This is a genomic window from Paraburkholderia atlantica, assembly GCF_009362785.1.
Taxonomy (GTDB): domain Bacteria; phylum Pseudomonadota; class Gammaproteobacteria; order Burkholderiales; family Burkholderiaceae; genus Paraburkholderia; species Paraburkholderia atlantica.
Genome location: NZ_WHNQ01000013.1, coordinates 170,616 through 184,303, shown reverse-complemented (window position 1 = coordinate 184,303; position 13,688 = coordinate 170,616). Strand labels below are relative to the sequence as shown.

13 protein-coding genes are annotated in these 13,688 nt (G+C 62.4%); 7 read left to right on the top strand and 6 right to left on the bottom strand.

What is annotated here, in order from left to right:
* Positions 1-3: 3 nt before the first annotated feature.
* On the top strand, positions 4-738 hold the full coding sequence (locus GCT19_RS20150; protein WP_152852904.1) for a haloacid dehalogenase type II: 735 nt from the start codon (positions 4-6) through the stop codon (positions 736-738).
* Here the strand turns inward: GCT19_RS20150 and GCT19_RS20145 are convergent.
* Entirely contained in the window at positions 721-1,320 is a 600-nt protein-coding gene (locus GCT19_RS20145) for an NUDIX domain-containing protein (RefSeq protein WP_026228547.1), read from the bottom strand. The genes GCT19_RS20150 and GCT19_RS20145 overlap by 18 nt on opposite strands.
* A gap of 79 nt (positions 1,321-1,399) precedes the next feature.
* Between GCT19_RS20145 and GCT19_RS20140 the strand changes: the two genes are divergently transcribed.
* The 6 genes from GCT19_RS20140 (at position 1,400) to GCT19_RS20115 (ending at position 8,417) form a co-directional block, all read left to right on the top strand.
* Positions 1,400-2,155 carry a DeoR/GlpR family DNA-binding transcription regulator gene (locus GCT19_RS20140; RefSeq protein ID WP_026228548.1) on the top strand — a complete coding sequence of 252 codons (756 nt, stop codon included), beginning with the start codon at positions 1,400-1,402 and terminating at the stop codon, positions 2,153-2,155.
* Positions 2,156-2,367: 212 nt separating this feature from the next.
* The gene (locus tag GCT19_RS20135; protein WP_018434797.1) at positions 2,368-3,168 is read left to right on the top strand and encodes a transporter substrate-binding domain-containing protein; all 801 of its coding nucleotides are present in this window, start codon (positions 2,368-2,370) and stop codon (positions 3,166-3,168) included.
* A gap of 361 nt (positions 3,169-3,529) precedes the next feature.
* Positions 3,530-5,203 carry an alpha,alpha-trehalase TreA gene (gene treA, locus GCT19_RS20130; protein ID WP_152852903.1) on the top strand — a complete coding sequence of 558 codons (1,674 nt, stop codon included), beginning with the start codon at positions 3,530-3,532 and terminating at the stop codon, positions 5,201-5,203.
* A 74-nt stretch (positions 5,204-5,277) separates the two neighbouring features.
* Positions 5,278-5,646, top strand: a complete 369-nt coding sequence (locus GCT19_RS20125; protein WP_152852902.1) for a DUF2784 domain-containing protein — start codon at positions 5,278-5,280, stop codon at positions 5,644-5,646.
* Between the two features lie 485 nt (positions 5,647-6,131).
* A complete protein-coding gene (locus tag GCT19_RS20120) occupies positions 6,132-7,967 on the top strand; it encodes a S10 family serine carboxypeptidase-like protein (protein ID WP_152852901.1) in 1,836 nt (611 codons plus the stop codon).
* A 51-nt stretch (positions 7,968-8,018) separates the two neighbouring features.
* The gene (locus tag GCT19_RS20115; RefSeq protein WP_152852900.1) at positions 8,019-8,417 is read left to right on the top strand and encodes a 2-oxoglutarate dehydrogenase; all 399 of its coding nucleotides are present in this window, start codon (positions 8,019-8,021) and stop codon (positions 8,415-8,417) included.
* Between the two features lie 104 nt (positions 8,418-8,521).
* Here the strand turns inward: GCT19_RS20115 and GCT19_RS20110 are convergent, their stop codons facing one another.
* The 5 genes from GCT19_RS20110 to GCT19_RS20090 all read right to left on the bottom strand — a co-directional run bounded on the left by GCT19_RS20110 (position 8,522) and on the right by GCT19_RS20090 (position 13,510).
* The gene (locus GCT19_RS20110) at positions 8,522-8,932 is read right to left on the bottom strand and encodes a VOC family protein (RefSeq protein WP_018434802.1); all 411 of its coding nucleotides are present in this window, start codon (positions 8,930-8,932) and stop codon (positions 8,522-8,524) included.
* A gap of 88 nt (positions 8,933-9,020) precedes the next feature.
* Entirely contained in the window at positions 9,021-10,265 is a 1,245-nt protein-coding gene (locus GCT19_RS20105) for a metal-dependent hydrolase family protein (protein WP_152852899.1), read from the bottom strand.
* Positions 10,266-10,328: 63 nt separating this feature from the next.
* Positions 10,329-11,696 (bottom strand): MFS transporter, encoded by a 1,368-nt coding sequence (locus GCT19_RS20100; RefSeq protein ID WP_018434804.1) that lies wholly within the window; start codon positions 11,694-11,696, stop codon positions 10,329-10,331.
* Positions 11,697-11,840: 144 nt separating this feature from the next.
* Positions 11,841-12,374 (bottom strand): helix-turn-helix domain-containing protein, encoded by a 534-nt coding sequence (locus GCT19_RS20095; RefSeq protein ID WP_018434805.1) that lies wholly within the window; start codon positions 12,372-12,374, stop codon positions 11,841-11,843.
* Between the two features lie 62 nt (positions 12,375-12,436).
* Positions 12,437-13,510 carry an AI-2E family transporter gene (locus GCT19_RS20090; protein ID WP_152852898.1) on the bottom strand — a complete coding sequence of 358 codons (1,074 nt, stop codon included), beginning with the start codon at positions 13,508-13,510 and terminating at the stop codon, positions 12,437-12,439.
* Positions 13,511-13,688 lie beyond the last annotated feature (178 nt).

The window sequence follows — 13,688 nt, the reverse complement described above, 5'->3', positions numbered from 1 at the left end:
ATCATGGGTATCGACTCGGCACATCAAACCGCCATCAAAGCTTTCGTGTTCGATGTCTTCGGAACCGTCGTTGACTGGCGAAGCGGCGTCGCGCGCGATGCGCAAGCTTTTCTGCAGCGGTACGCACCGGATCTCGACGCATCCGATTTCGCGGACGCATGGCGACGCGAATATTCGCCCGCGATGGAAGAAGTGCGTAGCGGACGCAGAGCGTATGTGCGACTCGACGTGCTGCACCGGGAGAACCTCGTCAAAGTGCTGACGCGTTTCGGCATCGCCAACGTCCCCGAGCCCGAGATCGATGCGTTGAACCTCGCCTGGCACCGGCTGGACCCTTGGCCCGATTCCGTCGACGCATTGCAGCGCCTGAAGGGGCGCTTCATCATCGCGCCGCTATCGAACGGGAACATTCGCCTGATGGTGGACATGGCAAAGCGTGCCGGCCTGCCTTGGGATGCCATTCTCGGCGCCGAAGTCGTCCGCGCTTATAAACCCTCGCCGCGGGTCTATAGCGAAACGGCGGAAATTCTCGGCATCGCGCCGCGCGAGCTATGCCTCGTTGCCGCGCACAACAACGATCTCGCCGCCGCCCGGCGCGTCGGCCTGTGCACCGCGTTCGTGCTGCGACCCACCGAGCACGGCCCTCAGCAGACCAGCGATCTGGAGGCGGAAGAGGCGTGGGACTTCATCGTCGGCGATCTGCACGAACTCGCGACGCAACTAGGTTGCCCGCGCTGACGCAAACCCACGTAAAGCGACGTACTGCAACAACATGATCGTCTTGCCGTCGACGATTTCCCCTGCGTCGACCGCTCGCAACGCGGCTTGCAACGGCATTTCGATCACTTCGACATCTTCCCCTTCGTCCTCGACGCCGCCGCCATCGTTGACCCGCATCGACGCGTCGTACTCGCCGACATAGAAGTAGAGCTTTTCGGTTACGGAGCCCGGGCTCATGTAGGCCTCGAAAATCTTGTGGACCTCGCCGACGCGATACCCCGTTTCCTCCTCGACTTCGAGCCGGATGCGTTCTTCCGGCGAAGCATCGTCGAGCAATCCGCCCGGCGCTTCGATCATCATGCCGTCGTGACCGTTCACGAACGCGGGCATGCGGAATTGTCGCGTGAGTATCACGTTGCCGGTGCGCGGACTGTGCAGCAGGATCGTCGCGCCGTTGCCGCGATCGTAGGTCTCGCGGTTCTGGCGCTGCCATGTGCCGTCGCGGCGCAGGAAGTCGAACGTCACCTTCTTCAGCGTGTACCAGTCGTCAGATAGCAAGGTCGTGCCGACCATGCGAATCCGGTCTTTCGTTGCAGTCATGGCGCCTCCTGTCGACCATCGACAATGAATCATGGTATCGTGCAACTTCGTGCAATTTCAAGATATTTCGTGCAATACAATGTTGACGACCCAACGCAAGAAAGCGATCCTCGACGAGCTCGCGCGCAACGGGCAGGTGCTGGCTGGCGAGCTGAGCGTGGCGTTTGGCGTATCGGAAGATACGATCCGCCGCGATCTGCGCGAACTGGCCGCGGAGGGGCGCTTGCAGCGGGTTCACGGTGGCGCGTTGCCGGTGTCTGCCGCGCTCGCGTCGTTCGAGCAGCGTCAGGACATCGAGACGCTCGCCAAGCGGCGCATCGCGCGGCGAGCGGTCGAGTTGATCGCGCCGGGGCAAACCGTGATCGTCGACGGCGGCACCACGTCGGCGCTACTGGTCCAGGCGCTGCCGGCGGATTTGCACGCGACCATCGTCACGCATAGCCCGAGCGTCGCGACGGCGCTGGCCGCGCATCCTTGTGTCGACGTGATCCTGATTGGCGGCCGGCTCTACAAGCATTCGATCGTGGCCGTCGGCGCCGCGGCGATGGAAGGCATTGCGCGCATCCATGCCGACCTGTACTTCATGGGCGTGACCGGTGTGCATCCGAGCGCTGGCCTGAGCACCGGCGACTTCGAGGAAGCCGCCATCAAGCGCGCGCTCGCCGCGCGCGCGGCGGAAACGGTCGTGCTCGCGTCGTCGTCGAAACTGAACGCAGCGTCGCGGTTCGTGATCGGCGATATTACGCTCGCACAAACCATCGTGGTCGAGAAGAAAACCAGCGCGGAATTGACGAAGCCGATTGAAGCGGCGGGGGTGACCGTGGTGAGGGCGTAGGGTGTCTTCACGAATTGACTGATTGGCGTGATCGTGGGCCCGAAACCTCGCGCGCCCGCCTCCGAACAAACATAAAACAGACGACTTTTGGAGTGCTAGGATGACGCCCGCACCCGGACTTGTTCCGCGAAACGAGACTGCCGAGGGTGTGAACACGATGATGAAATCGTTGCGTTGTGCAGCCTGATACTCAAGTACAGAGGAGACACTCAATGAAATTTTCGAAGCTGCTGATTAACGCGCTGGCCATCTCCGCCTTCAGCTTTACCGCAGTCGCGGCTCATGCCGAAGATCTGCTCGACTCGGTCAAACGGGCCGGGGTCCTGAAAATTGGTCTCGAAGGTACCTATCCGCCGTTCGACTCGCGCAACAAGGACGGTCAACTGGAAGGGTTCGACGTCGATGTCGCGAAGGCCGTGGCAGCGAAGCTCGGGGTGAAACCGGAGTTCATTCCGACCGAGTGGAGCGGCATCATCGCGGCGCTGCAGAGTGGCAAATTCGACGTGATCATCAATCAGGTCACCATTACCCCGCAACGCAAACAGGTTCTTGATTTCAGCCAGCCGTACACGTACTCGGCAGCGCAACTGATTCAACGGGCCGACGACAAGCGTGAGTTCAAATCGCTCGACGAATTCAAGGGCGACAAGAAGATCGGCGTGACGCTCGGCACCAACTACGACCAGATGGCGCGCGCGGTACCCGGCATCAACGTGCAGACTTATCCGGGCGCGCCCGAGAAGCTGCGCGATCTCGCCGCCAAGCGTATCGACGCGACGATCGACGACCGGCTGATGCTGCCGTACATCATCAAGAACTCGCAATTGCCGCTGCGTACGGGCGCGGTGCTGAAAGGCGCAGATCAGGAAATGGGTATCCCGTTCCGCAAGGACAATCCGAAGTTCGCGAAAGCACTCGACGATGCGCTGACCCAAATGAAGCAGGACGGCACGCTGAAAAAGATCTCGATGCACTGGTTCGGCACGGATGTGACGCAGCCTCTCGCGCAGTAATTTTCTGGTTGTTCTCGCGTACCCGCGCCGGCCTGCAAAATAGTCGACACGGGTACGTCGCTTGCTCGACGAGCGGTTTCTCTCGCGGAATCGCTCGCGATCAACGCTTCCATTGCTTCGAATCGCGAAGCACGCGCAATTGCGAGATTGCCCGCCCCTTCCCCTTCGTTCATCACGTTCCATTCTTTATGCTGAGTGCATACAGGACATGCTGCGCCGCAGTTGCCTGATGCTTCGAAAGCGTGCGATGCTTTCGGAGCCATTGATCCGGCCACCTCGTGTCGGACTCGCAAGTCGTCGGGAGACGACGTCGAATGGCACGCGAAGAGACCAGTGATATGCCCACAACCTTGGAGGCATCATGAGCATTCAATCACTGTCTCGCATCAGCGCCGCATCCAACGCGCATTTCTTCCCCAGCTCAAATAAGTACTTCGTGCCGCGACGTTCGCCGATCACGCTCGGCGTCGCCTGCATCGCCACGCTGGTCTTCGCATCCGCGAGCTGTCTGGCCGATACCCAGGTGGGCGCCGCGCTGCCGCCCGCGCCCGACATTCTGTACGGCGATCTGTTCGTCGCCGTGCAAACCGCGCAGATCTTCAACGACCAGAAGACGTTCGTCGACTCGACACCGAATGGCAGTCCCGCCGCGATCGTACAGTTATACGAAACGCAGCAGAACCAGCCCGGCTTTTCGCTGCAGCAATTCGTCAGTCAGTACTTCACGCCCCCGCCCGATCAGAGCATCACGCCGCCGCCCAATCAGAGTCTGCGCGAGCATATCGACTGGCTCTGGACCGGCCTCACGCGCACGACCACGAGCGCGCCCGACTACAGCTCGCTGATCCCGCTGCCCAAACCGTACGTCGTGCCGGGCGGCCGCTTTCGCGAGGGCTACTACTGGGATACCTATTTCACGATGTTGGGGCTGCAGGAATCCGGACGCGAAGATCTCGTCGACGATATGCTCGACAACTTCGCGTACATGATCGACACCTTCGGCCATATTCCGAACGGCAATCGTACCTACTACCTGAGCCGCTCGCAGCCGCCGTTCTACTCCTATATGGTCGAGCTCGCGGCGCAGAAGGAAGGCAATAAGGTTTATCAGAAGTACCTGCCCGAGCTGCGCAAGGAGTACGCGTACTGGATGCAGGGCTCGACCAGCACGCCGCGCGGCGGCGCGACGCGCAATGTCGTGGTGCTCAACGATGGCACCGTGCTGAACCGCTACTGGGACGAGCTGGACACACCGCGCGACGAGTCCTACCTCGAGGACGTGCAGACCGCGCAGGCGAGCGGCCGGCCGGCCAACGAGGTCTACCGCGATCTGCGCGCGACCGCCGAAAGCGGCTGGGATTTCAGCTCACGCTGGTTCGGCGACAACCAGACGCTCGCCACGGTGCGCACGACGTCGATCATCCCCGTCGATCTGAACAGCCTGTTATTCCATCTCGAGACGACGATCGCGCGCGGCTGCTCGGCGACACGCGACTTCCATTGCGTCGCGCAGTTCATCGGCTACGCGGCACGGCGCGCGGAAGGCATCAACCGCTATCTGTGGAATAGCAACGGCTACTACGGCGACTACGACTGGCAACTGCGCAAATCGCGCGACAACCAGACACCGGCGATGCTCTATCCGCTGATGGCCGGCGTGGCGTGGCCCGATCGCGCGTGGAAGACAGCGCAGACCGTGCAGAGCGTGCTGCTGAAGCAGGGCGGCCTCGCGACGTCGATCTATAGCACCACACAGCAATGGGACGCGCCGAACGGCTGGGCGCCGTTGCACTGGATCGCGATTCAGGGCCTCAAGCGCTACGGACGCGCCGAGCTCGCTCAGTCGATCGGCACACGCTTTCTCGCGGACGTGCAGAACGTCTACAACACGCAGCAGAAGCTGGTCGAGAAGTACGTCGTCGAAGGTGCGGGAGAAGGCGGCGGCGGGGGCGGCGAGTATCCGCTGCAGGACGGCTTCGGATGGACCAATGGCGTGACGTTGATGCTGCTCGATCTGTATGGCAATGGGCAGTGAGGCGCCGCGGCATTTTCAGGCGAGTGCGCTGAGGTTGGCCTTATGATTCCAGACACATCCCCAGTGGAAGCAGAATGATCTGGCTCGCCAATCTTGTTCTGGTGCTGCACGCGCTGATCGTGGTGTTCATCGTCGGCGGACTATTCGCGATCTGGATCGCCCACGGTTTGCGACTTCCGTGGGCGCGCAATCGCGCGTTCCGGACGATACATGTTCTCGCCATCGGTATCGTCGCTACCCTCGCGGTGCTCGATGTGCCGTGTCCGTTGACCGTGCTGGAGGACAATCTGCGCACGGGCGCGGCCGGTCCGCAAGGCTTCATGCAGCGCTGGGTCAGCGCCTGGCTGTATTACGACTTTCCGGCGTGGGTGTTCGTAGTCGCCTATGTTGCGTTCTTGCTGGCGGTGATTCTTACGTGGTATCGAATTCGGCCGCGGGCGTGATTAAATATCGCCTTTTTAGGACAAGTTTCACCGGTTAAATTTACCATTTATTTATATTTTTCAATCGCAATTAATTCCGACAACGCAGCCACGAAAATCCGCAGTTCACCGTCGCTATTCAATGCAATTCGGATAAACCCGCCGCCATTTTTACCCGCTCCACACCACCACGAGTCCTCGCTATCCCGAATAGCATAATCACCGCTCGATCCTTGACAAGACCTCATTTCGCATCCTATTTTCACTCTTGCTGTAATCATTGGAAAGATTCAATTTAAATTTCTCTTGAAATGTCGAGATAATTCGACAGGGAATTCCTTTGTCCACTCAATCGATAATTTGGGAAAGCAAATAGAAATATCAATGCAAGCAATTTGAATTAGTGAATTCCGAAAAGCTGTTCATGCAACCGCTGCGTATCTTCCAACGCGCGTGACCGGCGAAAAGCGGCCTTTGTGTAGCGGTATCACTCACCAGGGAACGAGATGAAACCAGGCAGAAGGAGTACCGACGATGGCCGCGTCCGTCGTCATGGCCGGCTCGCGGCGCTAAGCGCGCTGACGTTCGGAATCGTCATCCTCGGCGGATGCGGCGGCAGCGACGGAAGTTCGTCAGCGTCGGCGGTGCCAGGCAGCATGGCGCAGGTCGCCAATCAGGCGCAAGCCGCATCCGCGCCGCAGACGCCGTCCGCCAATCAGCCCTATACCGATCTCACCACCTATTCGACGAGCGCGACATCCGGCATTGCCTCGTCACTGGTCGGGGAGAAAGCGGCGATCATGCACTACCAATGGACGTCCGGCAGCACCACCATCAACTACACGACGACTACCGGCCATTTGACCGCAATGGATCTGGCGAGCGGCGCACCGGAAGCGACGATGTCCTACGTGGCCTACACGGCGCCCAGCACGAACGGCAAGCCGCGGCCCGTCACGTTCGTCTATAACGGCGGGCCTGGCTCTTCGTCGATCTGGCTGCGTCTCGGATCGTTCGCGCCGACGCGCGTCGCGACCACCGATCCGCTGCTGAACGGCACCAGCTGGCCGAACTACCCGCTCGTGAACAATAGCGAGAGCCTGATCGACACGACCGATCTCGTGTTCATCGATCCGCCGGGAACGGGTCTCTCCGAAGCGATCCTGCCGAACACGAACCAGACCTTCTGGAGCACCGATGCGGACGCGAACATCATGCGCGACTTCATCATCCGCTACCTGACGGTCAATTCGCGCAGCAGCTCGCCGATCTATCTGTACGGCGAATCGTACGGCACGCCTCGCACCGACATCCTTGCGCTCGCGCTGGAATCGGCCGGCGTGCATCTGACGGGGATCACGCTGCAGTCTTCGATCCTGAACTACTTCGCGGATGCGATCGAGGCGGTGGCGATCACGGGTTCGCCCGATCAGCTCGCGCTCGAAACCGACACGTTGAGCGGCTACCTGCCGGGCTATGCCCAGGTCGCGGCGTACTACAACCAGGTGTCGCCCGCGCCTGTGAGTCAGGCGACTTACGCGCTTCGCAGCGAGGCGTTCGTGACCGCCAACTACAACCTGTTCAAGAATTACTCGCTGTACTGGACCCTGAGCCAGCTCGGCGCGCCCACCTACGCGGGACCGCCGAACTTCCCACCGACGTGGCTCGAGAAGTTCTGGGACGCCGAATCCGGCCTCACGTTGCAGGCGATGCAGGGCTACTTCAACATCAATCCGTTCAATATCACGCTGGTGCCGGGTTCGACGATCGGCCGCTACGATGGTCGCGTGTCGTTGCCCAACTCGGACCCGCGCCTGCAGAGCGATGGCGACCCGTCGGACATCCTGATCTCGCTGCCGTTCACCAACGCGTTGGCGACGCAAATGCCGGATTACCTCGGCTACACGGCACCGAACGCCGCGTATATGCCGCTGAACGACGCGGTCATCGAGGCGTGGGACTTCTCGCACGGCGGCCAGCCGCTGCCCGACACGATCCCCGATCTGCTCGGCGCACTGAAGCTGAATCCGCAACTGAAGGTGCTGGCGGAGAACGGCTATCACGATCTCGCCACGCCGTTCTTCAATACCGAGAAGCAGCTCGCGCGACTGAAGACGGTACAGGGCCTCAAGCCGAATCTGCAGGTCAACTTCTTCCAGGGCGGACATATGATTTATCTGGACGACGTGGCGCGCCCGCAGATGAAGGCCGATCTGGCGGCCTTCTATGCCGGCACGCCGATAGCCGGCGCACTCACGCTCGCGACGCTGCCGCAGCCCTGGGCCGATGAAGCGCCAGCCGCTACGCCGACGAGCGAAGCGGTCGCCGCGGCCGCACCCTGATCGATGGTGGTTTCGCTTCGCGCGAGACCCTCTCACTACTTCTTATGGCGAATGATCATGTCTTCAATCGATATCTTGCGACGCACGCTGGCGTTGATCGTCCTCGGTGTGGTCGTCGGTAGTGCGCACGCGCTGCCGCCTCAGCCGGTGGCGTCCGTGACCCTGCCCCACGGCGGACACGGCGTCGACGGTCCGTTCTTTCCTCATAACCGTGCCAGCGCGGTCGCGCCGACCACCGGCTCGACGCTGCAGCAGCAGGCTCAGCAGCGCATGGAGAGCAGGCTGGGCGCGAATTCGGTGCTAAACAACGGCTCGTCGATCACCAAGGCTCAGGCGCAAAGCAGCGGGCTCGGCTATATCGCCAGGCATTTTGACGAGATCGATAGCGCGCATTCGGGTCGTGTGACGTTGAACGACGTGCGGCAGTATCTGCAGCAGCATCAACAGTGATGGTCCCGTAGTCCATGGGACAGATGTGACGGCCGGCGGCGCGTCGCTGTCGTGCGACGCGTCGTCGGCCGCATGTGACTACGCGGCACGCGGATCGGGTACGCTCACTTCGCCGCCGCCTGGATCATCTTCCATCCATTGCCCGCCGGATCGCGAAAGCCCGCATCGACGCTGCCGAAACGATCCACCGGCTCCTGCGTGAATTCCACGCCGCGCGCCTTCAACTGCTCGTAGCTCGCGCGACAGTCGGTAACGGACAACACCAGCGGTGGCATCGCTCCCTTCGCGACCATCGCGCGCAGCGTTTGCGCGGTCGCTTCATCGTGGATCGGCGGCCCCGGCGCGAACAGTCCCAACTGGAAAGTCGGCTGCTCCGGGTGCTGGACCGTGAGCCAGCGATAAGCGCCGTTGCGCACATCCGTGTGAACGCGAAAGCCGAGCTTGTCGACGTAGAACGAAAGCGCCGCGTCCTGATCGTCGACGTACAAACCGACCACATTGATACCCTGATTCATGACTCCTCCGTCGGTGGTTGAGGGCTCGACTGTATCGCTGACCACCCGGCGGCGCTTCTCCAAAACTGCGCCAGGCACGCGCGCCGGTTCAATGCAATTCGTTGAACTCGACGCGCCCGCCCTTCATCACCAGCGGGATGCGCTCGCCCTGGCCCGTCAGGCAACTCAAATCGCGGAATGGATCGCCGTCGATCACCAGCACGTCGGCAAAGGCGCCCGGTGTCAGCCGTCCCAGCTTACCCGTCATGCCGAGAATCTCTGCGCCGATGGTGGTGGCGCTGCCGATTATCTCGGCGGGAGTCAGCACTTGCGCGCGGATCGAAAACTCGTCGCTTTGCATCCGATGGCCCGGCCCGAGCAGATCGGAACCGAAGCCCATCTTGACCCCGGCGCGCCTGAAAATCTCCAGCGACTTCAAGCCGGCTTCACGCACGGTGTCGATCTTGGCCGCGCTCTCGGCCGACAGGCCATAGCGCACGCCCTCGCTATGCAAGGCCTCGTAAGCCACCAGCGTGGGTACCACGTACGCGCCGCACTCGGCCATCAGGTCGGCGGTCGGCGCATCGATCAGATTGCCGTGCTCGATCGTGCGCACGCCGCAGCGCACCGCGCGACGCATCGATTCAGCCGTATAGGCATGCGCCATCACATAGGTGCCGCGCGCCTCGGCTTCGGCGACGACCGCGCGAATCTCGTCCTCCGAGTAGCCGAGCGCGCCGATCGGATCGGTCGGCGACGCGACGCCGCCGGAAGCCATGATCTTGATCTGGTCGGCGCCCATCTGCAGTTCTTCGCGCACGGCGCGGCGCAACGCGTCGACGCCATCGACGACCCGGCTCAACGCGCCGACGCGCACGCAGCAATTGCAAGGCGCGTCGCCGGGCATGAAGTCGGTGCGCGCGCGGCCGTCGCCGTGGCCGCCGGTCTGGCTCAGCGCGCGTCCGGCAACGAACAGGCGCGGCCCTTGCGCGAGGCCCATCTCGACCGACTGCTTGAGCGCGAAGCCGGCACCGCCCGCATCGCGCACGGTCGTGAAGCCGCGCCGCAGGATGCCGCGCATGATCGGCAACGCCTTGAGCGTGACGAATACGTTGGGCATGTTCACCTGGCTCGGCAAATCGAACTGCGTCGCGACCATATGCGCGTGCAGGTCGATCAGGCCCGGCATGATGGTTTTGCCTTGCAGATCGATGACCTGCGCGCCGGGTGCGTCGATCGGCTGCGGCGAGACTTCCTTGATCGTGCCGCCTTCGACGAGCAGATTGTGACCCGGCTGCAAAGCATGATGCAGTGGATCGAGCAAAGCGGCGTTCTTGAACAGAATGCGGTCCATATGTTGTTCCCGGAGTTGCAGGGTGCGAGCGCGCGATGCGCGCCCTATCAGCGGTTCAGCGGTTCAGCGGTTCAGGCGCATCGCGGCAATTTCTTCGAGCGACCGGCCGCGAGTGGACACGCCCATGATCAGAACGGCGAGCGCACCGATGATCAGCACCAGCGTCGTGCCGCCGAAGACCCCGCCGAAGCCCAGACGCGGATACAAAAAGCCGACCAAAATCGGCGCGGCAATCGCGCCGAGGCGGCCGATCGCCGATGCGACGCCCATGCCGGTCGCGCGCACTTCGGTGGGGAACACTTCGGGCGTGTACGCATAGACGCCGGCATAAGTCCCGTTCATGAAGAACGACAGCAAAAAGCCGGAGGTCAGAATTTCGGCATCGCTGTGCGTGAGCGCGAGTCCCAATGCTGAGAAACCGCCGAGCGCCATGTACGTGACGATGGTCGCGCGGCGGCCGATCTTTTCATTGAGCCACGCGCCCGAGAAGTAGCCGGGAATCTGCGCGAGGTACATGACCAGTGAATACGAAAAGCTGCGCGTGATCGTCATGCCGTTTTGCACCAGCAGCCCGGGAATCCACGTAAAGAACGCGTAGTAGCTGAACGTGATCGACAGCCACATCAACCAGGCCATCGCGGTGATGCCGGCCAGTTGTCGCGACCACAGCGCCTTGAGTTTCGCCAGTGGTGTACCGGACGCGACGGGGGCCGGGGCGCTGACGCCGGCCGCTTGCTCCGGCAGCAGCGGCAAGCCGGCGGCGCGTACCACGGCTTCCATCCGTTCGACGATCACCTCGGCTTCGGCGGTTCTGCCACGGCTGTCGAGCCAGCGCGGTGATTCGGGCAATGCGCGCCGCCACCACAGCAGCATGACGATCGGCAGTGCGGTAATCACCGAGACGACACGCCAGGCGTCGGGCGCGAGCGGTATGACCAGATAACCGAGTATCGCGGCGAACACGAAGCCGAACGAGAAGAACGCCGCCAGACTGCCGGTGAAGGTGCCGCGATATTTGCGCGCGCAGAACTCCGACAGGAATGGCGCGACGATCGCGCTTTCGGCCCCGGTGCCGAGCCCGGCGACGATGCGTGTCGCCATGAAGAATGGCCAATTCTGCGCGGTGGCGCTGACGAGCGATGCAAGGCAGTAGATGATCAGTGCCCACACCATCACTTTGCGCCGGCCGATCACGTCACCGAGAATGCCGGCGAGCGCGGCGCCGAAGAAGTAGCCAATGAAGGTGCCGCTGCCGAGCACGCCGGTCTGCACGCTGCTCAGATGCCACTGGTTGCGCAGCACTGGCAGCATGAAGGCTAGTACCGCGGCATCCATCGCATCGAAGACGTAGCCGAGTCCTCCCATCCAAAGTAGTTTGCGATGAAAGCTCGAGTACGGCAGGCGCTCTATACGCGCGGGAATCGTCGACATAGCTTCCTTCCAGAAAGGGGGCGCCGTGGCACCGGGCTTGGTCGAACGAGTATAGGAAGCCGAAATGAGCGGGTCTTGGTTGGAAACCGCACCGAACATGCGGATTCCGGCATCACGGCGCGTCGAACGCGAGCGCTGTCTGATTCACGACTTTTCGCTGGCAGGAGGCTCGGCAGCGTCGCCGCTCGCGCGGCGGCGCTTTTCCAGAACCGCGGTCGTCAGGTCCGGGCGTTGAGCGGCTTTCAGCACACAGGCGGGCACGCGATCGAGGTCGGCCTGATTGGCGCGTGCCTGCACGCGCATCTCGCTCGGGCTCAGGCCGGTGATGTCGCGAAACACGCGGCCGAACGTGCCGAGGCTTTCCCAGCCGGTCGCGAACGCGATGTCCGTGATGCCGAGGTCGGTGTCACGCAGCAAGGTGGTGGCCTGCTCGATACGCCGCGTCAACAGATAGCGATGCGGCGGCACGCCGAAGGCCCGCTTGAATGAGCGCGCGAAGTGCGCTTCCGACACGCCGCTGACTTCAGCCAGGCGCCTTACCGGCCAGGCTTCGTGCGACGCGGCATCGATGCGGTCTTTCGCGCGCAGCAGGCGGCGCAGCAGCGCAGGGTCTTCGAGTGCTTCGGCGCCGCCCGAGATGGGAAGAGGCTGGACTTCAGGGTCGTGTGAGCGGGACATGGCTGCGGCGACTCGCGCTGGCCGCAACCCGAGGCCATGAAGGGTTGGACGCAGCGGCCGCTTCAAGCGGTCTGCTCGGTCTTGCCATATGTGAGCCGGCCGTTTTTGGACAGCAGCACCGCAACCGGCCGCGTCATTTCGAACTCGGAGAAAATGATCGTCATGCTGGCAGTGATCGGCACCGCGAGAAAAGCGCCCGGCACGCCCCATAACGCCGACCACACCGCCATGCTCGCGACGATCGCGAAGGGGCTGAGGTTCAGCGAGTTGCCCGTCAGATACGGATCGAGAATATTGCCGATCACGAAGTGAATCGCGGACAGCGAAACCAGCACGACCAGGATCGAATTCAGGTCGCCGAACTGCAGTACCGACATCAGCACCGGGAACGCAACCGCGAGCACCGAGCCGATATATGGCACGTAGTTCAGCAGCGCGGTCAGTATCGCCCACAGCCCGGCGAACTCGAGGCCAACGCTGCGCATCGCGAGCCAGCAGAGCCCCCCGAGCAGCACGCCGAGAAACGTCTTCAGCGCGAGATAGGCGCCAATGCGCCGGTTGATGTCGATGACCACGCCGCGAATGCGCGCCGCGTTCGTCGAATTGGCGGTCATGTTCGCGAGCTTATCGCCGAACGTCCGGCGCTCGAACAGCAGAAAACTCGCATACAGCACGATCACGAACAGGTCGATGATCATCGACGACAGCGACGCCAGCAGACCCGTCACCATCGCCTGAATGTTCAGCTGCGTGAGTATGTTCCGCCGCAGTGACTCCCAGGTCGGCTCGCTTTCGAGGTGCAGCAGCGTCGAGATCTTGTGGATCATCAGCAAGAGCGAGTCCTGGTAGCGCGGCGCGAGCGCGACGAGCGCGTCATAGTTGGCGACCAGCATGTCGACCGCGAAGAAAATCGCGGCGCCGATCAGGAACATCGACAGTCCATAGCGCAACTGCACCGGCAGCCGCGGGCCGATCACCGGAATGCGTTGCAGCAGCCGCGTGAGGTCGACCACCAGGTACACCGCGATCGCGCCGAACACGATCGGCACGAAAACCGCACGCCCGATATACAGCACCCAGCCCACAATCAGCAGCAGCACCACTACGTATATGGACGCTTGCAATCTGTCGGTCATTGGTCAGTGCTCCATGAATCCGCAAACAGGTGCGCCCGGGCTCAACGCGAGGACGAAGGCGATCGCCGCGCACGCGCCCGCCGTACGAGCCCCTTACACAGCGGGCCGCGCGATGGGCAGAACTGATCTTCGCACAGAACGATGACAGCTCACATAAAAAGCGCGCCAGATCGTTCCG

What these genes read in the sequence shown, in the direction of transcription:
- GCT19_RS20150 (WP_152852904.1), top strand. Translation starts at nt 4, where the DNA reads ATGGGTATCGACTCGGCACATCAAACCGCCATCAAAGCTTTCGTGTTC.
- GCT19_RS20145 (WP_026228547.1), bottom strand. Translation starts at nt 1,320, where the DNA reads ATGACTGCAACGAAAGACCGGATTCGCATGGTCGGCACGACCTTGCTA.
- GCT19_RS20140 (WP_026228548.1), top strand. Translation starts at nt 1,400, where the DNA reads ATGTTGACGACCCAACGCAAGAAAGCGATCCTCGACGAGCTCGCGCGC.
- GCT19_RS20135 (WP_018434797.1), top strand. Translation starts at nt 2,368, where the DNA reads ATGAAATTTTCGAAGCTGCTGATTAACGCGCTGGCCATCTCCGCCTTC.
- treA (WP_152852903.1), top strand. Translation starts at nt 3,530, where the DNA reads ATGAGCATTCAATCACTGTCTCGCATCAGCGCCGCATCCAACGCGCAT.
- GCT19_RS20125 (WP_152852902.1), top strand. Translation starts at nt 5,278, where the DNA reads ATGATCTGGCTCGCCAATCTTGTTCTGGTGCTGCACGCGCTGATCGTG.
- GCT19_RS20120 (WP_152852901.1), top strand. Translation starts at nt 6,132, where the DNA reads ATGAAACCAGGCAGAAGGAGTACCGACGATGGCCGCGTCCGTCGTCAT.
- GCT19_RS20115 (WP_152852900.1), top strand. Translation starts at nt 8,019, where the DNA reads ATGATCATGTCTTCAATCGATATCTTGCGACGCACGCTGGCGTTGATC.
- GCT19_RS20110 (WP_018434802.1), bottom strand. Translation starts at nt 8,932, where the DNA reads ATGAATCAGGGTATCAATGTGGTCGGTTTGTACGTCGACGATCAGGAC.
- GCT19_RS20105 (WP_152852899.1), bottom strand. Translation starts at nt 10,265, where the DNA reads ATGGACCGCATTCTGTTCAAGAACGCCGCTTTGCTCGATCCACTGCAT.
- GCT19_RS20100 (WP_018434804.1), bottom strand. Translation starts at nt 11,696, where the DNA reads ATGTCGACGATTCCCGCGCGTATAGAGCGCCTGCCGTACTCGAGCTTT.
- GCT19_RS20095 (WP_018434805.1), bottom strand. Translation starts at nt 12,374, where the DNA reads ATGTCCCGCTCACACGACCCTGAAGTCCAGCCTCTTCCCATCTCGGGC.
- GCT19_RS20090 (WP_152852898.1), bottom strand. Translation starts at nt 13,510, where the DNA reads ATGACCGACAGATTGCAAGCGTCCATATACGTAGTGGTGCTGCTGCTG.